Below are 26,384 nucleotides of genomic sequence, written 5' to 3'. Positions count from 1 at the left end.
CCACCGCCGGGCGGTTCGGCTAGGGTCATTGTTCCCGCTCTTTTCGCTTTTCCGTCCATTGCCATGCGTTATTCCGGCTTGCTGGCCAGCCTGCTGCTAGCCTTGTTCGTCTCATTTGCCCCGGCGGCACCGCGCCCGCCGCGCCTGGGCAAGGTGCTCGGGGCCGATATTTCCTTTCTGCCCCAATTGGAGACGCGGGGCATGAAATTTACGGATAATGGCCAGCCCGGCGACGCCATCTACCTCCTTAAGAAACATCATTTCAACTACATCCGGCTGCGAATATTCAACAACCCGGCGGCCGACAGCGGCTACGCGCCGGGCAAGGGCTTTTGCGACTTGCCGCATACCCTAGCCATGGCCCGGCGCGTGAAGGCGGCCGGCCTGAAGCTGCTGCTCGACTTCCACTACAGCGATACCTGGGCCGACCCGCAGAAGCAGTTTAAGCCCGCCGCCTGGCAGGGCCTGCACGGCGCGGCGCTGGCCCAGGCCGTGCACGACTACACCCGCGACGTGCTGCTAGCCCTCCAAAAACAAGGCACGCCGCCCGACATGGTGCAGGTGGGCAACGAAATCAGCCACGGCATGCTCTGGCCCGATGGCAACACCCAACTCCCCGATAGCCTGGCCCGCTACGCCACCCTGGCCCAGCTGGTGAAGGCCGGCGTGCGGGCCGTGCGCGAAACCACCCCGCGCACCCTGGTGATGCTGCACATTGCCCTCGGCGGCCAAACCCAGCTCTCCAACACCTGGCTGGACAGGATGCGCGCCGCCAGCGTCGAGTTCGACGTCATCGGCCAGTCGTATTACCCCAAGTGGCACGGCACCCTGGCCGACCTTAAAGCCAACCTCACGCAGCTCGCCACCCGCTACCCGCAGGATGTGGTAGTGGTCGAATATTCGGAGCACAAGCCGGAGGTCAACGATATTGTGTTCAACCTGCCTGGCGGCAAGGGCCGGGGCACCTTCATCTGGGAGCCACTGAATACCTGGGAGGCCGTGTTTGACAAGCAGGGCCAGGCCAACGCCCTGCTGCCGCTCTACGACGAGCTAGGCCGCAAATACAATATTCCGTAGCTTTAGCCCGCCCAAACGCTACCGCGACCCATGCCCTATAAAGAGCGCGACATTACCAAGCAGTATTTTACCATCGGCGAGGTGGCCGAGCAGTTCGGCGTCGCCACTTCGCTCATCCGCTTCTGGGAAACCGAGTTTGACGAGCTGGCCCCGCGCAAGAGTAAGAAGGGCAACCGCCTCTTCACGCAGGCCGACGTGGATACGTTTCGCACTATCTATCACTTGGTGAAGGAGCGCGGCTACACCATTGCCGGCGCCCGTGAGATGCTGAAGCAGAAGGGCGGCCAGCTCAAGGACAAGATTGACGTAATTCAGTCCCTGGAGCGGGTGCGCGGCTTTTTGGTGAGCCTTAAGAAAGAGATTGACGCGGCGCAGAAGGCCGAGTAAGCGCCCACCATGCCCACCCCAACCGCTACCGACGACCTCTACCACGAGCTGGCCCTGACGCTGCTGCCCGGCATCGGCCCGCAGCTCACGCGCCAACTGATGAGCTACGGCTCGTCGGCCAAAAACGTGTTTCTGCTGCCGCCCGGCAAGCTGCGGCGCATTCCCGGCGTGGGCGAGGCCACCATTAAAATCCTGACCGGGGCCGAGCGCGGCAAGGCGCTGACGCAAGCCGAGGCTAGCCTGCGCAAGGCCGAGAAAGAGGGCGTGCAGATTCTGTTTTACACCAGCAAGCAGTTCCCGAGCCGCCTCAAGCTCATTCCCGACGCGCCGGTGCTGCTCTACTACCAGGGCCCGGCCGACCTGAACGCGCCCAAGACCCTGGCGCTGGTGGGCACCCGCCAGGCCACCGACTACGGCCGCGAGCAAACCGAGCGCATCATCAAGGGCGTGCTGCCGCACCAGCCGCTCATTATCAGCGGGCTAGCCTATGGCATCGACATCATGGCGCACCGCGCGGCCTTGCAGGAAGGGCTAGCCACGGTGGGCGTGATGGCCACCGGCCTCGACATTATTTACCCCGCCGCGCACCGCAAAACGGCCGAGAAGATGCGCGAAACCGGCGGCCTGCTCACCGAGTTTCCCTTCGGCACGCAGCCCGACCGCTACAATTTTCCGCAGCGCAACCGCATCATTGCGGGGCTAGCCGATGGCACCGTAGTAGTGGAGGCCGCCGCTAAGGGCGGCGCGCTCATCACCGCCGAGCTGGCCCTGAGCTACGACCGCGACGTGCTGGCCGTGCCCGGCCCGCTAGGGGTCCCCACCTCCGAAGGCTGCAACGCGCTGATTAAAACCAACAAAGCGGCGCTCTACCAGGAGCCCGCCGACCTGGAGCAGCTGCTCAACTGGGATGCCGCGCTGCACCTGCCCGGCAAGTTTCAGCCGCTTCCCTCCTACTCGGCCGACGATTTTTCGAGCGAAGAATTCTCCCTGGTGAGCGTGCTGGCCGCCGCGCCCGGCCGCGAGCTGCACATGGATGAGCTGGCCTGGAAAGCCCAGCAGCCCATTCACGCGGTGGCCTCGCTGCTGCTGGGGCTCGAGTTTCGGGGCGTAGTGCGGGCGCTGCCAGGTAAGAAATTCGGGTTGATTTGAGTTAGCGCTTGGTGCTGGCAATGCTGTGCTAATGATAACTCCCCCTAGCCGCTGACTTCTGCTATTTTCACTTAATGGAATGGCCAACCGATACCCGTCGAGCCTAATGGCGCGGTTACCGTGCGCGTCCGCGCATCCACCAAGCCCGGCGCATCCAGTTGGATGGCGGCTATCCGCCTTAACCAAAACGCCCCCGATACCACCTTTACTGTGCGGGTGCCCTACCGCGTAGCCCGCCGCTAGCCCCTGCCGATGCTGCTTTTCAACGGAAACCTACTGGAGCCTGCTTCCCTTCACCTGCCCCTGCCCAACCGGGGGCTGGCCTTTGGCGACGGCTTTTTTGAAACGCTGATTCTTACTGGCGGGCGCCTGCGCTACGCCGCCGACCACCTGGCCCGGATACAACGGGCCGCCGCTGCGTTGTACCTCACGCTACCCGCGGCCCTGGCCACGGCCGAGGCACTGGAAATTACCCTAGCCGGGCTTGCTGCTGCCTGTCAACTACCCGCCGCCCGCCTGCGCCTGCAACTGTGGCGCCGTGGCGGCGGCCGCTACTCGCCGCCCACCGACCAGGCCGAGTGGCTAGCCACCGCCGAAGCCTTCGTGCCCGATGAAGCGTCGCTGCAACGCGTTGATTTTGCGCACGAAACCCATTCTATTCATTCGCCGCTTAGCTTTTGCAAGGGGCCGCAGGCGTGGCTTTACGTGCGGGCGGCCCACGAGCGCCAGCGGCGCGGGCTCGACGAGATTCTCCTCTGCGACGCAGCCGGGCACGTGGCCGAGGCGGGCGCGGCCGCCATTTTTTGGGTGAAAAATGACGTGCTCTATACCCCCGCGTTGGCCACCGGCTGCGTGGCCGGCGTGCGCCGGGCCGCCGTGCTGCGCGCCGCCGGGGCCACTGGGCTAGCCTGCCAGCAAGGACTGTTTAGCCAGGAAGCGCTGCTGGCGGCCGATGCCGTGTTCACGGCCAACGTGGCGGCGGTGCGGGTGGTGCGGCAGGTAAGCGGGCGGGCGTTTGGCAGCTTACCTGCGCCGTGGCTAGCCCTACTCAGCGCCTTATAAGCAACGCTTTATCAACAACTTTAGCTGAGCTAGCGATTACAGGCCAGCCGCTACTTGCCGCAGGCTGGCTTGCAGGCTATCGAGGGCCGGCCGGGAGAAGTAGCGGCCATCGGCCACCACGCCGGCAATGCGGCGCGTGTTGGCAATATTGGCCAGCGGGTTGGCTTGTAGTAGCAGCAGGTCGGCCAGGCGGCCGGGCAGCACGGCGCCCAAGTCCCGAGACCGCTTGTAAAACCTGGCGGGGTTGAGCGTCGCCGTTTGCAGGGCTTGCAGGGGCGTGAAGCCGGCCGCTACGAAGCGCTGCAACTCCTGGTGCAGGCTCACGCCGGGCAGCAGGTCGACGCCGGCCGGCGCATCGGTGCCGGCCAAAAATGGCACCCCGGCCGCGTGCAATTTGCGCACGATGGCCAACTCGTGGGCTACGAATTTTTCGCGCACGGCCAGCGGCTCGTAGTCCATACTGCGGGCAATGCCCTGCTGCGACTTCGGCCAGCGCTGCGTTACCCAGCTGCGGCCGGCGTAGGGCAGCCCGGCCGAATCGGCGCGCCAGTCGAGGGCATCGACCAGCCACTGGCCACGCTCCCAGTACAGGGTGGGGCACTGCCACACGTGGGCGGCCGCTAGCCGCTTGATAATGGCCGCCTCGCGGGCGGGGGCATAGGTGGCCAGCAACCGGCCCGGCGACTTGATGCTGCCGCTCACGTACTTATCCTCGTCGGGCGAACTGGCCTCAAAAATGCCAATCAGGTGCTCGAAGGTGCGCTGGCCGGCCGCCACGGCCTCGGTGGCCCGCACGGCGTCGGGCACGTGGCCTTCCAGCGACAGCCCCTGCTTTTTGGCTTCGTCGGCAATGGCGAAGTAGGCCGCGCGCGGCACAAACGACTGCACCTTGATAAAATCGACGCCCCGCGCTTTGAGCATCGCCACCGCCCGGCGGCCATCGGCGGGCGTGGCAATGGCAATGGCGGCCTGGTAGGGCGACTTGGCCCCGTCGAGCATGGGGCCCGACACCACCAGCCGGGGCCTAGCCGGCGGTGGGCTGCCACGGCCGCCCGGGCCGCGAGAATCGAGTCGAGCTGGCTGCCCATGTCGCGGATGCCGGTGATGCCGTTGGCCAGCAGCAGCGGTAAAATCAGGCGGGTGCCGGCGTTGGCCGTGCCGTCGAAATACACGTGGGTGTGCATGTCCCACAAGCCCGGCAGCAGGTACTGGCCGGTGGCATCGACCACGCGGCCGGCCGGCGCCTGGCTAGCCGACGGCCCCACCCGTACAATGCGCGGGCCCTGGATAACCACCGTCTGGTCGGGCCGAATGATGCCGGTCGCCACGTCTACCACGTTGGCGTGCACAAAGCTAACCTGCTGGGCCTGGGCCGATACGGCGCAGCCCCCAGCCACCAGCAGGGTTTTAACGAAGCGCATATTGCTAGCTGAGTAAATAACTGGGGCTATGCCCCTAACGAAGGTAGTAAGTCGTGCGCCGCTTATTCGGTAATAAAGCGCATGGGCACCAGCAGCGAATCCTGCACCGCCCGGGAGCGCGCAAATCGGAGCGCGCTGAGCACCCGCAGCGCTTCGGTATCGAGCGCGCGCAGGGCGGCGGGCGGGTAGTCGGCCTCGGGGCGGGCCAGCTCGCGCCGCACAATGCGCGGCGGCTGGCGCACCGAGCCGTTGGCACGCACCTGCACGCTCACCAGCAGGCGGCCGGTGGGCAGCAGGTCGCGGGGGTGGTCGGGGGCCGGGCGCGCGCCGGGCGGGTAGTGCGCCTGCTCCGACACAAACTTGAAAAACTGGTCGCGCCCGCTAGCCTGCCGGCCAGGGTCAGTTTCGTGCCAGAAGCGCGGCAGCACGGGCGAGGCCAGCGGCGGTGCCACTACTTCGGGCGGCCGCGGGCGCCGCACGGGCAGCATCGGAAAGCCCGGCGCCGCATAGCTTTCCTGGGCCCGGGCGGCTCCGGCCGCTAGCAGCCCCGCGCCTAGCAGCGCCCAAATCTTCATTTTCATCCGGCACTTCTTAGGCCAGCAAGGTACGGCGCCCCGGCCGTTTAGGTAGGCGGACCAGGGTCAGCCAGCGACCACCGGCAAATCACAGGCCTTGATAAAAGTGCCCATTAACCGCCAGCCTTAATCAAACTAAATCTGAACAAAATGCTAATTTTTCAATTAATCATTCAGCTTAATTCGCGGAAAAGGCCGGTTACGGTCGGCGTGGCTGGCTTGCAGCTCTTCCCAGGCGGACCGGTAAAACTGGAGGTCAGCCTCCGTCACTTCGTAGATTTCCAGAATGGCCTGGCGCGATAAACGGCCCAGTTGCAGGGCATAAAGCGCCACGTAGGCCCGGTGCTCCACCGAAAGGTGCGAGCTGATAGAAGTTGGCGAAAGCATAGTGAGAGCAGAAGGGAAGGTGTAGCAGCGCAGAATAACAGGCGCAAAGCTCACTCTTTTACCTCAGCTATTCCCCTTTGTTTCGTCCAATTGCTGTCCTGGCCGGCCCAATGCCGGGTTGTGCTTACCGAACGCCTGGTTTCACACGGCCACTGGCGCCTTGATGGCCGGCCAGGGGTCGTAATTTTCCAGCTGAAAATCTTCGTAGTGAAAGCCGAAAATGTCCGTCACGGCCGGGTTGAGGCGCATGGTGGGCAGCGGGCGCGGCGCGCGCTCCAGCTGCTGGCGGGCCTGCGCCAAATGGTTGCTGTAGAGGTGGGTATCGCCGCCGGTCCAGATAAACTCGCCGGGCGCCAGGCCCGTCACCTGGGCCACCATCAGGGTGAGCAAGGCGTAGGAGGCAATATTGAAGGGCACGCCCAGAAACACGTCGGCCGAGCGCTGGTAGAGCTGGCACGAGAGCCGCCCGTCGGCCACGTAAAACTGAAACAGCGCGTGGCAGGCCGGCAGCTTCATCTGGGGCAGGTCGGCCACGTTCCAGGCGCTCACCACCAGGCGGCGCGAGTCGGGCTGGGTTTTGAGCTGGCTGATGACCTGCGAAATCTGGTCGATGTGGCCGCCGTGGCCGTCGGGCCAGCTGCGCCACTGGTAGCCGTACACCGGGCCCAGGTTGCCGTTCTCATCGGCCCATTCATCCCAGATACTCACGCCGTTAGCCTTTAGGTAAGCGATGTTAGTATCACCCTGCAAAAACCACAGCAGCTCGTGGATGATGCTGCGCAGGTGAACCTTCTTCGTGGTGACCAGCGGAAAGCCTTCAGCTAGATTAAACCGCATTTGCGGCCCGAAGATGGACAGCGTACCCGTGCCGGTACGGTCGGTTTTGAGGGTGCCGTGGTCGAGAATTTCTTGCAGAAGGGCGTGGTACTGGCGCATGCGCAAAAGTGGATATCGAAAGCTAGTAAACTCGCCGGACTAGAAACTCAACCCGGCAAAAGCCAGGGGGCGGTAGCGTAGCTATTTGAGGCAAACCAGGAGTTCGGGAGCCTAACTTGGCGAAAGTAAGGACCAGGACCGGCAGCCTGCAAAGTTACTCCCGGGGCCAACTACCCCGCTGCTTGGCCCCGAAAGCAGTGTCTCAGTAGAGAACTCAAAAACTGTCTGGTGCAAATAACAACTATTTCTAAAAGGCTCTGGCCTCGTTTACCGTTTGAAGCAGTGGCAGAAATAGGCCACATAGGTAAAACTCAGGCTGTCGACTCTTTCCAAGGTGCTCCAGTTCGTTTGCTTCAGCCATATTTTGGTTTCCTGGGCTAGCCGGGCGCCGATGAGGCTAGCCTACAATCCTGCCACGCGACTTAAACGCCTACCCGGATTGACGCCATATGAATTTGTCTGTCCGCAGTGGCAAAAGGACCCGACTATCTTTACCCGTGACCCGACCCAGCTCACTCTGGGACTATTCAGCTTGCAAGGCTACTCAAATTAACCCGCCTCTATCCGGGCCTTTTATACCTAATGATTCACAACATACGACGCTGGTCTTTAGTGTATTGTATAATGGAGGCAAGCACGCCGCTAGCCCAGGCACAGCAACCAAAGCCGGTTATTCACCTCAACCAGGTGGGATTTTACCCGGCCGCGCCCAAGGTGGCAGTGGTAGTAGGGGCGGCGGCTGGGCCATTCATCCTCACGGCGCCCAGCGGCGGGCGGACGGTTTTTACGGGGCAGCTAGGCCCCGCCCGCTACGATAGCCTAGCCCGCCAAACGGTGCGCGTGGCCGATTTTTCGGCCTGCCGAGCGGTGGGCACGTTTGTGCTCGCGGGGCCGGGCCTGGGCACTTCTTTTCCCTTTCAGATAAAGCCTCGGGTGCACGAGGCGGTGGCCCAGGCCGCCCTTAAAGGCTTTTATTATCAACGGGCCTCCACGGCTTTGCCACCCGCCTACGCCGGCCCCTGGAGCCGCCCCGCCGGCCACCCCGATACCCAGGTGCTGGTGCACGCTTCAGCGGCCACCGCCCAGCGGCCGACCGGCACGGTACTGGCCAGCCCCCGCGGCTGGTACGATGCCGGCGACTACAACAAGTACGTCGTGAACTCGGGCATTACGCTGGGCACGCTGTTTTCGCTCTATGAAGACTTCCCGGCCTACTGCGCGCAGCTTAAGTCTACTATTCCGGAAAGTGCCAACACCCTGCCCGACGTGCTCGACGAGGCCCTCTGGAACCTGCGCTGGCTGCTCACCATGCAGGACCCCGCCGACGGCGGCGTGTACCACAAGCTCACCAATGCCAGCTTCGACGGCATGGTAATGCCTGGCGCGGCCACTGCCGCGCGCTACGTGGTGCAGAAAAGCACGGCCGCTAGCCTCGACTTTGCCGCCGCGCTGGCGCAGGCCAGCCGGGTGTTTCGGCCCTTCGGCCGCGCCCTGCCTGGCCTGGCCGACTCGTGCCTGCGGGCCTCGACCCAGGCCTGGGCCTGGGCGCGCCAGCACCCGGCCACCTACTACCGGCAGCAGGAGCTAAACCAGCAATTTCAGCCCGCCATCCAGACCGGAGCCTACGGCGACGAGGACGTGCGCGACGAGTGGGCCTGGGCCGCCACCGAGCTCTACGTAACTACGAAGGATGAGCAGTATTGGACAGCTGGTCACCTGCTGGCGGGGCCCGTGCGCCCGGCGAGCTGGGCGCAGGTACGGCCGCTGGCGTACTTCACCCTGCTGCGGTTTGGCGCCAGCCTAACCCTAGCGGGCCGGCAAGCCCTGCCCCAGGCGCAGCAGCGCGTGCGCGCCCTGGCCGACAGCCTGCAAGCCGGCTACGCCACCCGCGCCTACGGCACCGTAATGGGCCAACGCGCCACCGATTACGGCTGGGGCAGCAATGCCGAGGCCGCCAACCAGGGCATTGCGCTGGTGCAGGCCTACCGCCTCAGCGGCAAGCGGGCCTACCTGGCGGCGGCCCTCACCAACCTCGACTACCTGCTGGGGCGCAATGCCACCGGCTATTGCTTCGTGACGGGCAGCGGCACCCGTGCGCCTCAGCACCCCCACCACCGCCCCTCCGAGGCCGATGGCGTGCCGGCCCCGTGCCTGGCTTATTGGTGGGCGGCCCCAACCCCGGCCGCCAGGATGGCTGCGCCTACCCTTCGGCGCTGCCGCCACTCGCTTATAGCGACTTGGTGTGCTCCTACGCCTCCAACGAAATTGCTATCAACTGGCAGGCGCCGCTGGTGTACCTAGCCGCCGCGCTCGAAGCCCTGCAGCAGCAAGTAGCCCCTGCGCCGCCGATGCGCACGCAAAACTCCAGGTAAGCCAACCACCACAAATTAGCTCGACAGTTACGGCTGATTGATGACTTGCACGGGCATTTTTGCTTCTACTGGCAAAAAAAACTTCTGCAATAGACAAAAAAATATTCTGAAAAATAATTTTTTGTCTATTGCCACGCCTTAGTGTTGCAGCGTGGCCTTCAACGACGTAAACGTGGACCTGACCACCGCCTACATCACGGCCAACGAGATTACGCTGCAGGTGCCGCGGGCAGTACCCAAAAACGTGACGAATACTATCACCGTTACCACGCCCGGCGGCACGGCCCAGACCGGCTACCGGCTCAGCATCCCGGCCCTAACCACGGCGGGCCTGAGCAACGAGTACGCCGCACCCGGCCAGCGCGTGGCGGTGGTAGGCACCAACTTTGACATTTATGAGGTGACCCCCGCCAAGGGCAAGGTGCTCTGGAACGGTGCGCCGCTAACCATCACTCAGTCTACTGCCGACTCGGTGTACTTTACGGTGCCAGCCTCGGCCACGCCGGGAGCTACCGTGAAGGTGGTGGATGCCAATGGCAAGGAAACTGCCGTGCCGGGCCGCTACAAAGACAACCGCAACGTCCTCTTCGGCTACGATACCAACGGCAGCGTGTGGGGCAGCAATGCGTTTATTTCCACCGGCCCCACGCCGGCCCCGGTAAACGGGCCTTATGTGCGCATCAACCAAAGCATTGGCGCCTGGACCTGGACGGAATTCTCGGCGCACAACAATATCGCGCTGCCCAGCGACATCGTGGCCAACCTGGCCAACTACGTGCTGCGCTTCGAAGTAAATACACTTAAGCCGTTTAATACCAATGCTATCCGGATAAGTATTGATGGGGACGTCGATGCTAAAAACACGTACTGGTGGACCCCCACGTCGCCCGTTAATACCCGCGGGCAGTGGCGCACCATGACGATTCCGCTGAGCTCGTTTATCAAAGACCCTGCGGCCCTCAATAAGCCGATGCACGAGGTTCACCTTGTCTTTATCGGCGATGGCGTGCTCGACGCGGATATCTCGTTCGATACATTCCGCGTGGTGCCCAAGGACTAAGCGACCGCTAGGGCCATAAGCTACTTCCTTCCCATTTTTGAAGAGCAGCCGCTACGCAAGTGCGGCTGTTCTTTTTTGCTTTTACCCACTGGGGCGGCTGGCCGGCGCCAGCGGTAGATTTTTCGGGCCTTAATTCTATTCCTCCACTTGAAGAACCTTATCTCGCACCTCAAACACCACCTTACACCGCCGCTGGCGGCAGCCCTTCTTTCGCTAGCCCTCCCCCCGCGAGCCGTCCAGGCGCAGGCTGAGCTGGCGCCCTGGGGCAACCTGACGGGGATTCGGCGGCAAGGACAGCTGCTGGAAGTGCCCACGAGCCTGCAAGTAGTGCGCGCCGACTGGGCACACGTGGTGGCCACCGCCCACGAGCGCCAGCGCCCTACCTACACCCGCCAGGGCCCCCGGCAGCTGGTAACGACTCGCCTCGACAGCCTGGTTTTTCGCGAAACGGTGGAAGACACCGGCGCGGGGCAGGCCACCGTGACGGTGCAGCTCAGCAGCGAAACCAACCGCCCGCTGCTCGGGGCCTTTTTTGCCCTGGCCCTCCCTCCGGCCGCCTACGCCAAGGCTACGGTGCAGTTTCTGGATGGCCAAGGCAAAGTGCTGGCTAGCCGCCCCCTCGACGGGCCGGCGGGCGATGCCCCGGCGGCCCACCAAATTCGGATAACGGCCCCTACCCGCCAGTTGCTACTAGGCTTTGCCGAGCCCACGCAGGTGCAGCTGCGCCCCGATGCGGCCACTCACAACCCCACGCTCTACGTGCCCCTGCTCACGGGCAGCGTGCGCAAGGGTCAGACCGCGCAGCGCGCTATCACCCTCACATCCAGCGGTGAGATTGACCGCGCCCCCATCCAGCTCACGCTGAACCCGGCACAGCCGGGCCGGCCGTGGGCCGGCTTCGGGGGCAATTTTCGGCTGCAAAACCCGGCGGGCGACCCGCCGGTAATCAACTATTGCCTGCAGCATATGCGCGTGGCCTATGGCCGCGTAGAAATGCCCTGGCAGCTCTGGCAGCCCGACCTGGCCCAGGACCCCACCGCCGCTGCGCGGCAGGGCCAGCTAGCCCCGCACGTGCGCGAATCGCTGGAAATGGCCCAGCGCCTGGGTAAGCTGGGCATGCCGGTGGTAGTCACGGCGTGGTCGGCGCCGCAGTGGGCCGTGGTAGGCGACCAAGGCAACGGCACCGGGCCGGGCGCCGACGGCCGCTGGGGCGCTCCCCTCAACCCGGTCAACCTGCAAGCCAGCTATAAATCCATTGCCGACTACCTGGTGTACCTCAAGGAGCAGTACGGCGTGGAGGCCACGCTGTTTTCCTTCAACGAGTCGGACCTGGGCATTAATATTCGCCAAACCGGCCAAGAGCACGCCGACCTCATTAAAAATCTCGGGGCGTATTTCGTCGCGCGGGGATTGAAGACCAAGCTCTTGCTGGGCGACAACTCAGACGCCACTAGCTACAGCTTCATCGGGCCGGCCCTGCAGGATGCGGCCGCTAGGCCCTACATCGGGGCCGTCTCGTTTCACTCGTGGCGCGGCTGGGATGCGCCAACCCTGCAAAAATGGGCCGCCGCCGCCGAGGCAATAAAGCTGCCGCTGCTGGTGGGCGAGGGCAGCATCGACGCGCAGGCCTGGGGCTACCCTGCCATTTTTGAGGAGCCTACTTACGCCACGCAGGAAATCAGCCTGTATCTGCGTCTACTCGCCATCTGCCAGCCGCTCAGCATCTTGCAGTGGCAGCTTACGTCAGATTATTCGCCCCTGGCCGGGGGCGGTCTCTTTGGCAATACCGCGCCGCTGCATCCCACCCAGCGCTTCTGGAACCTGAAGCAGCTGGCCGCTACGCCCCCGGATGTAGCCTACCTGCCCCTCACAGCTAATCGGCCCGCCATTGCCTGCGCGGCCCTCGGCAACCCGGCCAAAGGCGTGTATGCGGTGCATATGGTGAACAACGGCGCCACTCGCCAGGTAACGCTATCCGGCCTGCCGGCGCGAGTGAAAACCCTGCGCGCCTACGTAACCGACCCCACCCGCACCAACCTCAAAACCACGCCGCTGCCAGTGACCGGTGGCCAGGCCCGCTTCACGCTCGACGCGGGCAGCTACCTCACCCTAGTAAGTGAGTAATCTTGCTCCTTCGCTTTGCGAAATTTAGGAACCAGCCACTCCGCTAGGCCCCTACCAGCCCGGCGAGCAAATAGGCAGTTGGAGCTGATAAGCTCGGCCGCGCACGTGGGCTGCTGTTTTAAAGGCGGTGCGTACTGCCCCTTTTCGGACCTTACTTCAGCTTCTGCGCCAGCAGGGCCACTACCTCCTGATTGCCGCCTTCCTTAGCTAGCGCCAGGGCATCTTTGCCATCGGCGTCTTTGGCCCTTGCGTCGGCCCCGCTAGCCAGCAGCAACTCCACCATTGCCTTGTTGCCTTTGCCGGCTGCCGCCATCAGGGCTGTGCCCTTGAAGCCATCGGGTTGATTCACCTGTGCTTTGTACTTGAGCAGCAGCTTTACCAGGTCAATGCTGCCGTTGCTGGCGGCGGTCACGAGGTAGGTAGTCGGGAAGCCCGGCACCACCTCCACCACAGCGTTGGGGTCGGTCCCGGCCGTGAGCAGAGTTTCGGCGGCGGGAAGATTATTTTTTAGCACTGCCTTCGCCAACTCTTTGCCGGGAGCCTGGGCGTGCGCAGTAAAAGCGAAGCAGAAAAAGGTAGCAATGAAGAGTATAGTTCTTTTCATTTTATAAGAATAAGTCAATTCAACCGCTAAATTAAGGCTAAAAACATCTTCAGTGACCCGTTTATCCCCATACAGTCAACTTGCCAGGTCAGCTACTGGCACGCTGGGTAATCGCTTGTGGTCAATTTTACCATTTCCCTAACCGCTTTACCTCAGTATGCTTCCGGACAAACCCAGCTAAATAACTGATTTCCAATCATTAGATTCAGCATATTGCTTCACCACAAGCCCGCGCTGCTGTAGGAAATGCCGCATATAACGTTTCAGCACCAAAGCATCCACAAGCTTACCTAGCCAACCCAATGGCGAGGTAAAAACAAAAACATCCCGCATGAGCGTTGTGGCGCCATCGCACTCAAAATAATGCTCATGCCACATCCTTTTGAAGGCGCCTTGTTGCATGTCATCTCGAAAGTAAGCAGGGGCTTGGAGCGCGGTGATTTTACTGGTCAATGTTTGCCATATCCCGAAATGGCGCGCCCGAAAAGTGACTGCGTCATGGAGTTGCAAAACCCCAGTGCGTACTCCGGCTATTATTTCCTCCTTAGTCTGCCGAGCCGAAACCGCGTGTAAGTCAACACTTAATGCCAAGTATAAACAGCGTTCCTGCGGAGCGTTAATGCGCGTTAGTACCTCGATAGTAGCCATTGCTGCATGATAGAGTTACAACTAAAAAAGCCGCCCAAACGAGCGGCTTTTTAATAACTTACTTAAAGCAAGTTGCTTAAAGGGACTTTACCGACGCCGTTTTCACGTCGGCCGTGGCGGGTGCGCTAGCCTTCGCGGCGGCCATTTTGGCGCGGCAGCAGGCGGGCATGCCGGCCGTGCTGGTGCTGGCCATGCCTTTTTCGCACTTGGCGGCGGCAGCGGCGGTGCAGTGGTCGGCTTTTTTGCCTTTGGCGGCGGGCTTGTCGCCGTCGTGGGCGAAGGCGGTGGTGGCCGAAGCCAGCAGGGCGAGGGCGAGCAGAGACTTTTTCATGGGAGCCGGGAGGATACTGTTGCTTGTTAAAAGTTGCTGAGGCTAAAGTACGAAGAAAGGTAAACCAGACAGCTAGTCGGCCGGGATATATACTTCATCTTGCCGATTGGGATTGGCGGCGTCGTGGATGACTAAGCGATTGGCAGTCAACTCTACTATCGTTATCGGCTCATCATTGCCTTTGAGGCCCACCACGTGCAACGTGCGCTGCGCCTCATCTAGCTGCCATTTCGCCTTGCTACCGAATAGCAGCATTTTCACTTTGACGGTGCCATCGTCTAAAAATACCAGGCGCGCAAGCTTTAATACGGCGCGCAGCGAGCTGGGATTTTGCAGCAGCTTCTTCGCCCTAAGCGAGTCCGTCTTTTGCACGTCGGCAATGACATTATCGGCCACGGCCACGATGGAGCCTTCGTCAATCTTCCATTTCTTAAGCAGCAGCTTGCGAATACTTTCGTAGGTAACGACCACTTCGCCAATTTGATACGCTAACTCCTCCAGCGCCACCACGGGGCCGAGCTGGTCTACGGCCAAGGACTGCGACTGGTAGCCGAGGTGCGAGATGATGAGCCGGGCCGTGGGGGCCGCGCCAGGCAGCGGCAAGCTGAAGCGGCCCGCTTCGTCGGTGCTGGTGCCGGCCGCCTGGCCAGCGAGCCGGACGGTGGCCTGGGGCAATGGGGCTCCCGTGTTACTGGCTACCACGCGGCCACTGGCAGTTTGGGCTGCGGCGGCCAGGGGCAGCAGCAAGGCTAGCAGACTAAGTAAAAAGCGGGGGAACATTGAGGCCGGGCGCGCACTTTATAAGGAGGCCGCGCGCCAAAGTTCGCGCTGCGGCCCTCTTGTTTTCATGCCCCTTCGCCGAACTGCCTACCTCACGCTGCTGGTGCTGGCCCTGCTCACGGGGCTAGCGGGCTACTTTGCCGCTCAGCTGCGCTTCAACTACAATTTCAACGATTTCTACCCCGCCGGCGACCCCGACCTGGACTACTACCAGGGCTACACCCGGCGCTACGGCAACGACAACGACTACCTGCTGCTGGCCCTGGAGGCCGGGCCGGGCCAAACGGCCTTTTCGCCGGCCTTCCTGGCGCAGGTCGATAGCGTGACGGCGGTGGCCCGGCGCCAGCGCCACGTGCGGCACGTCACCTCGCCCACCACCCTCAGCCAGACCGTGGTGGAGGGGCTCGGGGCCTACACCCTCCCCTACCTGCACCCGGCCGAGTACCGCACTGCCCCTGGCCGCCGCGCCACCGACTCGACGCTGATTTATAAAACGCCGGGCCTGGTGGGCAACGTCTTCAGCCCCGACGCGCGAGCCGTGGCGCTGGTCATTCAAACCACGCCCGACCTCAAAAAGCCGCCCGGCGACTCGCTGCTGACGGCGCTGCGCTCCGGCCTGACGCGGGCGGGGTTGCCCGCGGCTAGGGTGCATTTTGCGGGCAAGGCGGTGGCGCAGTCGGTATTTGTGGACCGTTTGCAGCGCGAGATGATAATTTTCATGTCGCTGTCGTTCCTGCTGGTAATGGGGCTGTTGTGGCTCACGTTTCGCACCTGGTGGGGCGTGGTGCTGCCGCTGGTAGTGGTGCTGGGGGCGATAGTGTGGGGCCTGGGCGTGATGGGCGCCTGCGGCATCAGCATCGACCTGATGACGGCCCTGCTGCCACTCATGCTCTTCGTGGTGGGCATGTCCGATACCATCCACATTATCAGCCGCTACGTGAGCGAGCTGGGCTATGGCGCGGGCAAAAAGCACGCCCTGCGCACCACCATCAAGGAGTCGGGCTTCGGCTCGGGGCTGTCGGCGCTGACGACCAGCATCGGCTTTTTTACTTTGATGACGAGCACCATCCGGCCCATTCACAACTTCGGGCTGTTTACGGGCATTGCCGTACTCCTGGCTTTTATCTTGAGCTTCACGCTGTTGCCGGCCATGCTGGTGCTGCTCAATAAGCCGGCGCTGCGCCAGCCGCGCCAGCACGGCCACGACTGGGATGGCGTGCTGGGCCGGCTGTTTGCGGGCGTGCTGCGCCGGCGCCACCTCATTTTCGTGCTCAGCGGGCTCATTCTGGCCGCCAGCATCGGGCTAGCCACGCGGGTGCGCATCAATTCGTCCTTGCTCGATGACTTGTCTCAACACGACCCGGTGCGCCAGGATTTCGCCTTTTTCAACGACCACTTCGCCGGCGTGCGGCCCTTCGAGCTGGAGCTGAAACCGGCTGGCGGGCGCAACATTTTCGACCCCGCCGTGCTGGCTCAGACTGAGAAAATTGAGGGCTACCTGGCCACCACCTACGGCCTCAAGTTTTCGGCCTCGCCGGCCACCCTGGTGCGCACCGCGCACCAGGCGCTGCACGGCGGCGGGCTGGCCGAGTACCGCCTGCCCGCCGACTCGGCCGGGCTAGCCCAGCTGCGCGGGCCGCTGCGGCAGTTCCGCAAGCGGCCCGAGTTTCGGGCGCTGGCCCTGCCCGACGGCTCGGCCGGCCGCCTCACCGGCCGCATGGTGGACGTGGGCAGCATCCGGGCCGACGCGCTAAATGGCGCGTTGCGGCACTTTTTGCGCTCGGGCATCGATACCACGGTGCTGCGCACGCGCCTCACCGGCTCCTCTAACCTCATTGACAAGAATAATGAGAACTTGACGCTCAACATGATACAGGGCATGGCCATTGACGTGGCGATGGTGACGATTATCGTACTGCTGCTCTTCAAGTCGGTGCGCATGACCATCGTGGTGCTCATTCCCAATCTGCTGCCCATTCTGATAGTGGCGGGCGTGATGGGGCTAGCCGGGGTGAGCATGAAGGTGAGCACGAGCATCATCTTCACCATCGCCTTCGGCATTGCGGTCGATGATACCATTCACTTCATCAGCAAGTTACGCCTCACGATGGGGCACGAGCCGGACCTTTTCAAGGCGGTGCGGCGCACCTATATTCTGGCCGGGCAGGCCGTTGTCGTAACCTCGCTCATCCTGGTGGGTGGCTTCGGCACGCTGCTGTTCTCGTCGTTCGACGGCACGTTCTACGTGGGGCTCCTCATCGGGCTTACGCTGCTCTTCGGCGTAGTGGCCGAGCTCACGCTACTGCCGCTGCTGATACTGGGTATTTATGGGCGCAAGCGCCGGCTAGCCGGAGCGGTGCCCGCGCTGGTGAGCAAGGACTAATAGCTTCAGGTAACGCCCCCCAGTCGGCCGCAGTACGCCGCTGGCTGGGGCTAGCCACGCCTACGGCCTGGGGGCCAGCGGCGCCGGCGCTGCTGGGGCGGGAGTGGCGGGCGGACGAGTAGCCGCGGGCGTACTACTGTTGCTCTGGCTACCGCCGCCGTTTTCGTCGGTTTTGAGGTCGTCGTTTTTCACGTTTTTGTGCGGGCGGGGCTCGGCGGTGAGCTGGCCGATGCGGTAGCTGAAATATACCTTGAAGCTCGTGAGGTGCTGCACGGTGGTGCTCTGCTGGCTGAGCAGGGGGCTGGCCAGGTCGGTGCGCACGGCATTGGTGGGCGAGAAGAAGTTTTCGGCGCCCAGGCCCAGGCTGCCCTTCTTGCCGGCCACGTCGTGCTTCAGGCTCATGCTGTACAAGGCAAAACTGCTCTGGCTGCCTTGCAGCTGCACCTGCTGGCCCCGGTAGAAGCTGAAGAGCTGCACGTTCCAGCCCTTGGGCAGGGCGTAGCTGCCGTAGAGGCGGCCGCCCAGCACCCAGCCCGCGTGGCGGGCCGCGTAGAGCGGGTCGGCCACGTTGTTTTGCAGCACCGTGTAGTAGAGGTCGAGGCCGCCGCTGAGGCTGAGCTTGCTGCCCACGTCGAGGCTGAAAAAAGCGTTGCCGCCGTAGGCGTTTTCCTGGCCGATATTGAGGTAGTCGATGCGCACCGCGCCGGGATAAGTCGCATCGGTTAAGGGCGTGCGCACGCTCTGGATGGCGCCGGTGGTGTGGCGGGCGAAAACCGAGAAATTGAGGTTGGCCGGCCCCAGCAAGGTGCCGTAGCCCAGCTCGTAGTTGTGGGTGTATTCGGGGCGCAGGGCGGGGTTGCCCTGGGTCTGAACGAGCGGGTTGGCGGCCTGCAGGTTGGGGTTGAGAAATTGCAGCGAGGGGCGCTGCAGGCGCCGGTTGTAGGCCAGCTTCAGCACATTGCCATTGCCGAGCTTGCGCAGCACGCTCACGCTGGGTACCAGCAGGCCGTAGTTAGGAATATCACCCACCGGGCCGGTGCCAAAGTCGGCGGCCAGGGCCGTGTATTCGTAGCGCAGGCCCGGCTTTAGGGTAAAGCCCTTGGGCAGGCTCAGGGTGTAGGCGGCGTAGGCCGCGGCCACCTGCTGCCGGTAGATGAACGAGTTATTCGCCTGCAGGCTAGCCAGCTGGCCGTAGTAGCGGTAGTCGCTACGCACGCGGCGCTGAATGTCCTTCGCGCCTATTTCCAGCAACTGGCGCGCACCAATCGGAGTCTGGTAGTCGAGCTGGGCGGTTATTTCCTGGTTGGTGCTGGGGTTATCATTGCCCGAGCGGCCGAGCTGGCTGGCCTCGGAGGCGGCGTAGGTATCGTTGGTGAAGGCATAGGTGCGGTGGTTGCGACTGTAGAGGGCCAGCGCGCTCAGCTCGCGCTGCGGCACGGCGTAGGTGCGGGTGTAGGCCAGGCTGGCATCGACGGTGCCCGACTCGTCGGTGAGCTGCACGTTGCGCACCGAATTGCGGCGGCCGGTGGCCAGCTCGGTGGTAGCGGTGGCTAGCCCATCCTGGTAGGTAGTGGCGTTGCGGGTGCCGTAGGTGAGCGAGGCGGCTAGCCCCTGGTGCGGGTCGAGGTCGAAGTCCCAGCCCAGCGTATAGCGCCCAAACAGCTGGTTTTGGCGCGTGTCGGCGGCCTGGGTGGTGCGGGTTTGGGCGCCGGTGGCGGGGTTGGTGGTGAGCTGCTCGTTGGCGAAGCTGCCCGGCGTGTTGTAGCCCGCCCGGCCGAAGCCGCCCAGCGCAAAGCCCATGCGGCCGGTGCGGTAGCCGCCGTTCAGGTTAAGGGTGCCCGAGCGGGTGCCGCCGCTGCCATCGAGGGCTAGCTGGCCACCGCGCAGGGCGTTGCCTTTCGTCACGATGTTGATAATGCCGCCCGCGCCCTCGGCATCGTACTTGGCCGAGGGCGACGTGATGACCTCGACCCGCCGAATCTGGTCGGCCGGCAGCTGGCGCAGGCCGTCGGCCACGCTGCCCGCCGTGATGGTGCTGGGCTTGTTATTGATGAGCACCTTAATATTCTGGTTGCCGCGCACGCTTACGTTGCCGTCGAGGTCGAGGCTCAGCAGCGGCACCCGCCGCAGCACGTCGGTGGCATCGCCGCCGCGGGTGGTTTCGTCGTTTTCGGCGTTGTACACGGTGCGGTCTACCAGTTCTTCTATCAATGGTTTGCGGGCCGTTACGACTACTTCGCCCAGTTTCTGGGCCGCGGCCGCCAGCGGCAGTGCCCCAGCGACACGTCGCCGCCGCCCGCCGGCACCACCACGCCGGGCCGAATCAGCTCCTGGTAGCCCAGCAAACTCACCCGCACGGTGTAGGTGCCCGGCGCCAGGCCCGGCAGCACAAACCGGCCGTCATCGCCGCCCACGGCCCCGCCCACCGGCTGGCCCGCGGCGCTGAGCACCGCCACCGAGGCGTAGGCCAGCGGCTGGCCGGTGGCCTCGCTGGTCACCGTACCCGTGAGGCGGCCCGGGCCGCGGGCATCCCGGCCGGCCGGGGGCGCTGGCTGGCCCTGGGCAAGCAGCGCGCAGCTGCCGAGGGCCGTAGCAAGCAGCGTAGCCCGAAGTAGTTGGATGGTCATCGCATGAAGTAAGCCCCCAATGGCACCAGCCGCCGCCCGAGGTTGCTTCTTGCCCGCCGGCCAGCTTGCCCGTGCTACCGGCTTCCGGGTCGTGTTTAGCAGCCGGTCGGCGCACGAGCCGCTGGTTTGCATACTCAACTCACCCGCGCCCGGGGCCGTATCCGAAGCCTACCGCTTTCATTTCAGGCGGAAGCTTGTTTTATGCCGCTAGTTCGCGTTGACATTACCCAGGGCCGCACCGAGGCGGAGATTACCGCGCTCTCCGATGCCATCCAGGACGTGATGGTGGAGTTTTTTGCCGCGCCGCCGCTCGACAAATACCAGATTTTTCACGAGCATCGCCCCGGCCTCATCCGGGCGCTCGATACGGGCCTGGGCTACCCCCGCACCGATAAACTGGTGGTTATCCAAATTACGCAGCAGGGCCGCAGCACGGCCCAGAAACAGGCGATGTACGCCGCCATGAGCGAGCGCCTGGCCGCCCTCGGCATCCCAGCTACCGACCTCATTATCAGCGTCAGCGAAAACACCAAGGCCGACTGGTCGTTCGGCCTGGGCCGGGCTCAGTTTCTGACCGGCGAGCTGTAAGTAGCGCGCCGTAAAGAGCACCAGTAAAGGCCAGGTTATTAACTTTGCATCTCAAAGTGTAATAAATTTCAAAGCAAAACGCCGCTCCGGGCACCCGGCCGGGCAGCGGGTGTTGGCCTAGCCTATGGAAACTTTCGTCGCTCCCGGCTCCATCGTGCGCCGCATCTGGGGCACTTCTGATACGGTGCTGTTCATCTTTGCCGGGGCGGCAGCCGAGTTTGCCCTCAACAAGGCCGTGGACTGGCTTTACTTCACCGGCCGGCTGCCGGCCGACCCGCTGGGCCGCCTGTTTTCGACCGTAGATTACGCCCGCCGCATTGTGTTTGCCGACCGCGCCGGGGCCGAGCGGGCCATCGACAGCATCGCCGCCATCCACGGCGCGGTGGAGGCTAGCCGGGGCCAGCGCATCCCCGACTGGGCCTACCGCGACGTGCTGTACCTGCTCATCGCCTACTCCATCCGGGCCTTCGAGCTGCTGGAGCGGCCCCTTACCCTAGCCGAATGCGCGGAGATAACCGATGTGTTTTGCCGCGTGGGCCGGCGCATGGGCATCCCGGAGCTGCCCAGCTCCTACGCCGCCTGGCAGGCCGACCGCGCCCGGCACCTGGCCACCGACCTGGCCCTAAGCGACTGCACCACTGACCTTTACCGGCAGTATAAAAAACACCTGGGCAGCCCGCGCTACGCGCTGCTGCGCGGCGTGCAGGGCCTGGTGTGCCCGCCCACCGTGCGCCGGCAGCTGGGCCTGGGCAGCGGCGCGTGGCTGCGGCCGGCGCTGGGTTTTTATGTCGCCACCAAGCAGCTAGCTTTAAGCCAATGGCTGAAAAATACGATGCTGCCTAAGGAGTACGCGGCGCGCATCCGGGCGCTCGATGCGGCGCCAGTTGCCTCTGGAGCAGCTCCGTCGTCGGTTCCGGCGGGCTGCCCCCACGCCCGGGTTTGGCCCGCTTCGCAAGGCTAGGCGATGGTGCGTTGGAATTACACTTACGCCTTGTTCGCGGCGGGCCTGCTGGCGCTGGAAATTTTTATTGCGCGCTTTGTACACGACGGCTTGGTGCGGCCCTATCTCGGCGATACGCTGGCTACCGTCTTGCTTTACTGCCTGCTCAAAAGCATTTGGCGGGTGCCAGCCGGGCTCGTTGCCCTGGCGGCGCTACTGGTTTCTTACGCCATCGAAACCACGCAGGCGCTGCACCTGCTCGCCTGGCTAGGCTGGCAGCACGCGCGGGTGGCGCGGCTGGTGCTGGGCAGCCAGTTTGCGTGGGGCGATATGCTGGCTTACACGCTAGGCGCGGCCGTGGTGCTGGGGGCGGAGCGGCTGCGGGCGCGGCGTAGCCTGGCTAAGGTGAACTAGGTCAGCAGGTACGTTTGCCGGGCGGCGGTGCTAACCGCAGAAAAAGTAAGGGGAAATTTGTTATCATTTTTTGCCAATAATTTTAGTAAAATTGCGCACAACACCCCATCTTTGTTAAACGAAAACGGCTCACCAATTCCTCGCCATGTCGGACCTCACGTATGCCTACGCCGCGCCATCGGCCCTACTAGTCACAGCTAACGGCAATTCTCTGCAGCTAGCTGCCTACGCCGAGGAAAGCCCAGCCGGCGGGGCGGCCTGCTTTTTTCAGGGGCACTTGCGCGACTCATGGCTGGCGGCCCGCGGGCTAAGCACGTTAGCCAAAGTGGTGGCGGCGCGGTTCGTGCCGCTGGGCGCGGTGCTGCGCGACCCCATTGTGACGGCCGGCGCGGAACGGCTGCGCTTCGAGGCGTTTTCGTCGTGCAACGGCGTGTACGCCCGCCTCGACCTGGGCCCGGCCGCGCTCGCCGGCGAGTTTGTGGCCAGCGGCACGACCAACTTCGATTTCAACGAGCCAATGGTGAACGCGCTGGCCCGCATCGGCCGCCACGAGCCGGTGAGCCTCGCAGTGGGCCAGCAGGCGGTAGCGCTGACCCGCGCCGCCGGCACCGTGACCGAGCGCAAGGTGGCCCTGCCCCTGCGCTGGCTCAAGGGCCTCACCGCCGCCCAGGGCTACCTGGCCCAGATGGACGAGCAGCTGCGCCTCACCCGGCCCCAAGCGGCGCAGCTGCTGCAAAGCCTGCCCGCCGGCGCGGCCAAGGTAGATACCTTCCTGACGCTGCGCGGGGCGCGGCCGCATTTCGGCCTGGTGCCGGCGCCGGGGGCCGTGTGGGTGGGCGGCGCGCACCGCCTGCGCCTGCTCGATGGCCTGCTGCCGCTCGCCCAGGCCGCCCGTATATATGGCACCCCCGACGGCCAGGCCAGCGCCGTGGTGCTGGAGCTAGGGGGCGGCCACGAGTTTCTGCTGGCGCTGTCGGCCGGGGCTAGCCGGGGCTTTTCGGGCGAAGGCACCCAGTTGGGCGAACTGCTCGACGAGTTGCCCGCCGAGTGGCTCAGCGGGGCCAAGAACCTGTTTCGGGCCAATGAGATGTTTAACCCAACGCTCTTCGGGCTAACCCACGACCTGGCGCCGGGCACCGTGGCGCGGCTCTGCGCCAGCCTCTCGGCCATAGGACTGCTGGGCTTCGACCTCACGGAAAATCAGTATTTCTACCGCCGACTGCCCTTCCGCACCGACCGCATTTTGCAGCTCAACCCACGCCTCAAAAACGCCCGTGCCCTGCTCGCCGCCCCCGATGAAGTGCAGCTGGTGGGCGTCGGCCCCGGCGGCCGCACCGAGGCCCGCGTGCGCGGCTCCGACGTGTGGCACACCGTGCTGGTGGGCGGCCCCGAGCCCCCGCGCTGCACCTGCCAGTGGTTTACCGCGCACCAGGGCCAGCGCGGAATGTGCAAGCACGTGCTGGCGGCGCAGCTGCAGTTTGGGTAGAGTCTATACTGAGTTAATACTTTAATTTATAAATCATTTTGCCGTTTATGAATCTATCAGCTACCGAGCAGTTTGAGGTTATCATGAGCCGACTGGGCACACATGAGTTAGTGCCTTTTTTACTGAGCCTGGCCAAAAAAGACGTTCAACTGGTACGGGCGAAGGCGCTGGAATTTCTTAAATCCGGTATTCCCAACGCCCGCCCCAAGCAGCGGCGCGGATGGACTGTCTTTCCGCCGCTTTCCGCTTTTAACACAGATGGGCTTGGATTTGACTCATCCACTCCCTATCAGCCAACGCCTGCTCTAGACCCCGATAAAGAAGAAAGCGCGTTATTTTTTCTGACTGGCCTAGCCACCTACACCCGCAAAGACGCCTTCGGGGATGGGTTTCAGTGGTGGGGAAGCCTAGCGCATGACTTCTTTAGCTCACGTCGAGAAGAAGTTTGGACAATTTTGCACCATGCCCGTCCAGCCTGGTTAAGCGACTGGCTGATGGGTGGCAGAGGTAATTCGTTGGCTAACTATTGAATACTGCGTGAGTTAGAAGATGCTGGCTTTATTGAGTACCGCCCGCAACACTTTGCCTTTCGATTTGCTTGGTTGGCATTTGAGCAAAGCCCCGATAAACTAGTCAAACGGCTGGCCGAAGATGAAAAAGCATTAGCGCGTGATTTGCCCCTTCAATTCGAATATGAAGTATCCATTGCACGTATTGATGGGCGACCTGCCGCCAACTATAAAGTGCATACCTGGCAGCGCATTCTACTTGAGTTAACGAAATCAGGCCACCTCGACCGCGCCGATATTCTCACTCGCTGCCTGCTGGCGCTGCGCCGCGATTTCCGCCGCCCGCTGCTGACGTGGTTTAAGGAACTGTTTCTGAGCCTGAAACCGACGCGGGCCGAGCGCCTGGCCCGCCAGGCCGAGCTAGTGGAGCTGCTAGCCCACCCGCTGCCGCTGGTGGTGAACTTTGCTATCGAGCAGTTGAAAGACCTGCTGCCGGAGCCGGGGTTTGCCCTGGCTCCGCTGCTGCACTTCGCCGATACCCTGCTGCTGCGCCCCGACGTCAAAACCGGTCTCAAAACCCTGCTGGCTAGCCTCGCGAAGCTGCCAAAGCAGGATGCCGCCCAAGCGCCCGCCGTGGCCCGGCTGCTGGCCGCCGCCCTCGCTCACCCCGACGCCGCCGTGCAGGAACGCGCCGCCAAGGGCCTGGCCGACTTGCTGGCCGCCAAAAAGCCGCTGCTTTCACCCGCCGAAACCACGGAAATTCTCTCTGTGCTACTCGACCAGGCCGAGCTGCTGGGCCGCGCCGCCCGCACCACGCTGGGGCCCTGGCTGACTGCCTCGCCCCCCGCGCCCGCCGCCGAAGCAGCCGCGACTTACGCGCCGCTGGCGCCGTTTGTGCCGGAGCTTTCGCCGGCCACCGCCATTGCGCCGGTGGCCGACTGGCACGAGTTGCTGTTTCTCACCGGCCAGGTGCTGCGCCACGACGACCCGCTAGCCCTGGAGCGCTGGCTCGATGGGCTGCTGCGCCTGCACGGGCAGCTACCGGCCGGGCACGCGGTGCAGCTGGAGCCTTATCTGGTGCAGATACTGCCTGAGCTTAAAAAAGCCAGCCCGTTTGAGGCGGCCGCGCTACTAGCCGGGCCCATAACTATTTGGTGGCACGCTGGCCTGGCGCAGGCGCTGTTACTGAGCTGGGCCAATGGCTTCGCAACCTCCCGTGTGCCGGATGTAGAAATTACCGCACCCCATTACACTCGCACGCCCCTGCTACCGCTGGATAAACAACGCTACGCCCAAGCGGAAAGCCTACTCCGGCAACGACAGTCGCTACCCCTGCTTAGCACGCCCACGCACTTACCTTACTGGATAGCGCCTACGGCTTTGGTAACTAGGCTAGTGGCTTATCAGCAGGCCGCTACGGAGCCGGCCGTGGCCGACTTACTTATCGCGCTAGCCCGCACTGCGCACGCCAATCCGGGCGAGGCGGCGGCGGCGTTGCAGCTGCTACCTCAGCTACAATGGGCCGAGCTGCGGGAGCTGCTAGCCTGGTATTTCGGGCCAGATTTGGCTGTGCCGACGCAGCCTGCGCCTTTGGGGCGCCGCCCGGCTGCCTTGCAAACCTCCCTGGCAGCGGCATTGCCCGAATTATGGGCCGTGGCTGCTCGCACGAAAGCCCCTGCGCACGAGTTTCCCACCCTGCTCGCTCGCCTGGGGTACGACTACGCCGGTATCGCCCGGCCACTACGGCCGACCCCGGAAATAAGCACGGGCGAAAACCACGCGCAGCAGTTTCAGCTACCGGGCCAGCCAACTATCACTTACCGCTGGACCGAAGTGTACTGGCACAGCCCTACCGAGGGGCCGCCCCCGTCGCCGCTACTCTTGTATGCACCCCCGCAGCAAAAAATAAGCAAGGCAGCTGGGAGCACAACATGCTGTTGAAGAACGATTTTCAATTCCTATTTTCCCTATTACCTAATCATCCCGCCCCACTCTATGAGTATGCCTTGCGCAGCGCCGCCTGGGCTGATAATCTCGAATCTAGCGAGCGCGACCTGGTGACCCAAACCCTGCAAACACTGCTTGGGCCCGGCTCGGCTTTCGACCTGGCTGCTTCAGCTATGCTGGCGAGCGGCCTGATTCACCACACGCCCATTTGCCGCAGCCTGGGCCAAGAAGTAGTGGTGCAGGCGGTTACCAATGGCCGCTTAGCGCCCGCTGTGTTAGGCCAGGTACTGGGCCAGCTACTCGCCGCCGAGTACGCCCCCTGGCACGCCTGGCCGATAACCTGACGCCGCTCCGCGCCATCTCGCCCGCAATGGACGACGCCCTGCGCCAGGTGCTGGAAGCACTGCTGCCTGAGCTGCCAGCCAGCGCGCCCCGCAACCTGCGCAAGCTGCTCGAAGCCTACGCCGACCTGGCGGCGCGCACCGGCCAGCCCGTGCCGCCGGCCGTGCGCGCACGCCTGACGGAATGGAGCCAGACGGCCGCGCTCAAGAAGCTGGCCGCTAGCCTGCTATAGCCG

Annotated in this window: 25 protein-coding genes and 2 pseudogenes; 17 read left to right on the top strand and 10 right to left on the bottom strand. The window is 63.7% G+C overall.

What is annotated here, in order from left to right; translation table 11 throughout:
- Positions 1–63 precede the first annotated feature (63 nt).
- From GKZ68_RS07045 to GKZ68_RS07030, 4 genes are all read left to right on the top strand, one after another.
- Positions 64–1,077: a glycosyl hydrolase 53 family protein gene (locus GKZ68_RS07045; RefSeq protein WP_173112456.1), complete on the top strand. Its 1,014-nt coding sequence runs from the start codon at positions 64–66 to the stop codon at positions 1,075–1,077.
- 30 nt (positions 1,078–1,107) lie between these two features.
- Positions 1,108–1,464, top strand: a complete 357-nt coding sequence (locus GKZ68_RS07040) for a MerR family transcriptional regulator (protein WP_173112453.1) — start codon at positions 1,108–1,110, stop codon at positions 1,462–1,464.
- 9 nt (positions 1,465–1,473) lie between these two features.
- Positions 1,474–2,613 (top strand): DNA-processing protein DprA, encoded by a 1,140-nt coding sequence (dprA, locus tag GKZ68_RS07035; protein WP_173112450.1) that lies wholly within the window; start codon positions 1,474–1,476, stop codon positions 2,611–2,613.
- A 252-nt stretch (positions 2,614–2,865) separates the two neighbouring features.
- A complete protein-coding gene (locus GKZ68_RS07030; protein WP_173112447.1) occupies positions 2,866–3,675 on the top strand; it encodes an aminotransferase class IV in 810 nt (269 codons plus the stop codon).
- Positions 3,676–3,711: 36 nt separating this feature from the next.
- On the opposite strand, the gene GKZ68_RS07025 is transcribed toward GKZ68_RS07030, so the two are convergent.
- A complete protein-coding gene (locus tag GKZ68_RS07025) occupies positions 3,712–4,686 on the bottom strand; it encodes an amidohydrolase family protein (RefSeq protein WP_217275327.1) in 975 nt (324 codons plus the stop codon).
- Positions 4,687–4,853: 167 nt separating this feature from the next.
- On the opposite strand from GKZ68_RS07025, the gene GKZ68_RS21650 reads away from it, so the two are divergent.
- Complete coding sequence (locus GKZ68_RS21650) at positions 4,854–5,108, top strand: hypothetical protein (RefSeq protein WP_217275326.1); 255 nt, start codon at positions 4,854–4,856, stop codon at positions 5,106–5,108.
- A gap of 50 nt (positions 5,109–5,158) precedes the next feature.
- Here GKZ68_RS21650 and GKZ68_RS07020 read toward each other — a convergent pair whose 3' ends face one another.
- The 3 genes from GKZ68_RS07020 to GKZ68_RS07010 all read right to left on the bottom strand — a co-directional run bounded on the left by GKZ68_RS07020 (position 5,159) and on the right by GKZ68_RS07010 (position 6,994).
- Positions 5,159–5,677, bottom strand: coding sequence for a hypothetical protein (locus GKZ68_RS07020; protein WP_173112444.1), 519 nt, complete (start codon positions 5,675–5,677; stop codon positions 5,159–5,161).
- A 159-nt stretch (positions 5,678–5,836) separates the two neighbouring features.
- Positions 5,837–6,058, bottom strand: a complete 222-nt coding sequence (locus GKZ68_RS07015; protein ID WP_173112441.1) for a hypothetical protein — start codon at positions 6,056–6,058, stop codon at positions 5,837–5,839.
- A 141-nt stretch (positions 6,059–6,199) separates the two neighbouring features.
- Positions 6,200–6,994 (bottom strand): thymidylate synthase, encoded by a 795-nt coding sequence (locus GKZ68_RS07010; protein WP_173112437.1) that lies wholly within the window; start codon positions 6,992–6,994, stop codon positions 6,200–6,202.
- Positions 6,995–7,576: 582 nt separating this feature from the next.
- Here GKZ68_RS07010 and GKZ68_RS07005 point away from each other — a divergent pair.
- From GKZ68_RS07005 to GKZ68_RS06995, 4 genes and pseudogenes are all read left to right on the top strand, one after another.
- A pseudogene (locus tag GKZ68_RS07005) lies at positions 7,577–9,067 on the top strand (glycoside hydrolase family 9 protein); the annotation flags it as partial.
- A gap of 74 nt (positions 9,068–9,141) precedes the next feature.
- A complete protein-coding gene (locus GKZ68_RS22625) occupies positions 9,142–9,366 on the top strand; it encodes a glycoside hydrolase family 9 protein (RefSeq protein ID WP_367949212.1) in 225 nt (74 codons plus the stop codon).
- 151 nt (positions 9,367–9,517) lie between these two features.
- Positions 9,518–10,426 (top strand): glycan-binding surface protein, encoded by a 909-nt coding sequence (locus GKZ68_RS07000; RefSeq protein ID WP_173112434.1) that lies wholly within the window; start codon positions 9,518–9,520, stop codon positions 10,424–10,426.
- A 147-nt stretch (positions 10,427–10,573) separates the two neighbouring features.
- Entirely contained in the window at positions 10,574–12,550 is a 1,977-nt protein-coding gene (locus GKZ68_RS06995) for a hypothetical protein (RefSeq protein ID WP_173112431.1), read from the top strand.
- Between the two features lie 151 nt (positions 12,551–12,701).
- Here the strand turns inward: GKZ68_RS06995 and GKZ68_RS06990 are convergent, their stop codons facing one another.
- The 4 genes from GKZ68_RS06990 to GKZ68_RS06975 form a co-directional block, all read right to left on the bottom strand.
- Positions 12,702–13,154: an ankyrin repeat domain-containing protein gene (locus GKZ68_RS06990; protein WP_173112429.1), complete on the bottom strand. Its 453-nt coding sequence runs from the start codon at positions 13,152–13,154 to the stop codon at positions 12,702–12,704.
- A 177-nt stretch (positions 13,155–13,331) separates the two neighbouring features.
- Positions 13,332–13,802 carry an SRPBCC family protein gene (locus tag GKZ68_RS06985; RefSeq protein WP_173112426.1) on the bottom strand — a complete coding sequence of 157 codons (471 nt, stop codon included), beginning with the start codon at positions 13,800–13,802 and terminating at the stop codon, positions 13,332–13,334.
- 76 nt (positions 13,803–13,878) lie between these two features.
- Complete coding sequence (locus tag GKZ68_RS06980; protein ID WP_173112423.1) at positions 13,879–14,133, bottom strand: hypothetical protein; 255 nt, start codon at positions 14,131–14,133, stop codon at positions 13,879–13,881.
- A gap of 72 nt (positions 14,134–14,205) precedes the next feature.
- Positions 14,206–14,880, bottom strand: coding sequence for a carboxypeptidase-like regulatory domain-containing protein (locus GKZ68_RS06975; protein ID WP_173112420.1), 675 nt, complete (start codon positions 14,878–14,880; stop codon positions 14,206–14,208).
- 100 nt (positions 14,881–14,980) lie between these two features.
- Here GKZ68_RS06975 and GKZ68_RS06970 point away from each other — a divergent pair, with 100 nt between their 5' ends.
- On the top strand, positions 14,981–17,296 hold the full coding sequence (locus GKZ68_RS06970; RefSeq protein ID WP_173112417.1) for an RND family transporter: 2,316 nt from the start codon (positions 14,981–14,983) through the stop codon (positions 17,294–17,296).
- A gap of 60 nt (positions 17,297–17,356) precedes the next feature.
- On the opposite strand, the gene GKZ68_RS06965 is transcribed toward GKZ68_RS06970, so the two are convergent.
- Positions 17,357–19,507: a TonB-dependent receptor gene (locus GKZ68_RS06965; RefSeq protein ID WP_173112414.1), complete on the bottom strand. Its 2,151-nt coding sequence runs from the start codon at positions 19,505–19,507 to the stop codon at positions 17,357–17,359.
- A 20-nt stretch (positions 19,508–19,527) separates the two neighbouring features.
- Positions 19,528–19,923, bottom strand: a complete 396-nt coding sequence (locus GKZ68_RS06960) for a carboxypeptidase-like regulatory domain-containing protein (protein WP_173112411.1) — start codon at positions 19,921–19,923, stop codon at positions 19,528–19,530.
- 201 nt (positions 19,924–20,124) lie between these two features.
- On the opposite strand from GKZ68_RS06960, the gene GKZ68_RS06955 reads away from it, so the two are divergent.
- The 7 genes and pseudogenes from GKZ68_RS06955 to GKZ68_RS22615 all read left to right on the top strand — a co-directional run bounded on the left by GKZ68_RS06955 (position 20,125) and on the right by GKZ68_RS22615 (position 26,381).
- Positions 20,125–20,511 (top strand): tautomerase family protein, encoded by a 387-nt coding sequence (locus tag GKZ68_RS06955; RefSeq protein WP_173112408.1) that lies wholly within the window; start codon positions 20,125–20,127, stop codon positions 20,509–20,511.
- Between the two features lie 124 nt (positions 20,512–20,635).
- On the top strand, positions 20,636–21,472 hold the full coding sequence (locus tag GKZ68_RS06950; protein WP_173112405.1) for an oxygenase MpaB family protein: 837 nt from the start codon (positions 20,636–20,638) through the stop codon (positions 21,470–21,472).
- 3 nt (positions 21,473–21,475) lie between these two features.
- Positions 21,476–21,865, top strand: a complete 390-nt coding sequence (locus GKZ68_RS06945) for a DUF2809 domain-containing protein (protein ID WP_173112402.1) — start codon at positions 21,476–21,478, stop codon at positions 21,863–21,865.
- Between the two features lie 145 nt (positions 21,866–22,010).
- Positions 22,011–23,351: an SWIM zinc finger family protein gene (locus tag GKZ68_RS06940; RefSeq protein WP_173112399.1), complete on the top strand. Its 1,341-nt coding sequence runs from the start codon at positions 22,011–22,013 to the stop codon at positions 23,349–23,351.
- 47 nt (positions 23,352–23,398) lie between these two features.
- Positions 23,399–23,881, top strand: a complete 483-nt coding sequence (locus GKZ68_RS22620; protein ID WP_173112396.1) for a DUF6493 family protein — start codon at positions 23,399–23,401, stop codon at positions 23,879–23,881.
- Positions 23,882–25,801 carry a DUF6493 family protein gene (locus GKZ68_RS06930; protein ID WP_367949227.1) on the top strand — a complete coding sequence of 640 codons (1,920 nt, stop codon included), beginning with the start codon at positions 23,882–23,884 and terminating at the stop codon, positions 25,799–25,801.
- Positions 25,792–26,381 (top strand): annotated as a pseudogene (locus GKZ68_RS22615) (DUF6493 family protein). The gene GKZ68_RS06930 and the pseudogene GKZ68_RS22615 overlap by 10 nt, the downstream one beginning before the upstream one ends.
- Positions 26,382–26,384 lie beyond the last annotated feature (3 nt).

The sequence above is a fragment of the Hymenobacter sp. BRD128 genome, assembly GCF_013256625.1.
In the GTDB taxonomy this organism is placed as follows: Bacteria; Bacteroidota; Bacteroidia; order Cytophagales; family Hymenobacteraceae; genus Hymenobacter.
Note: the sequence above shows the minus strand (reverse complement) of the source record. Positions and strands in the feature narration are given on the sequence as shown.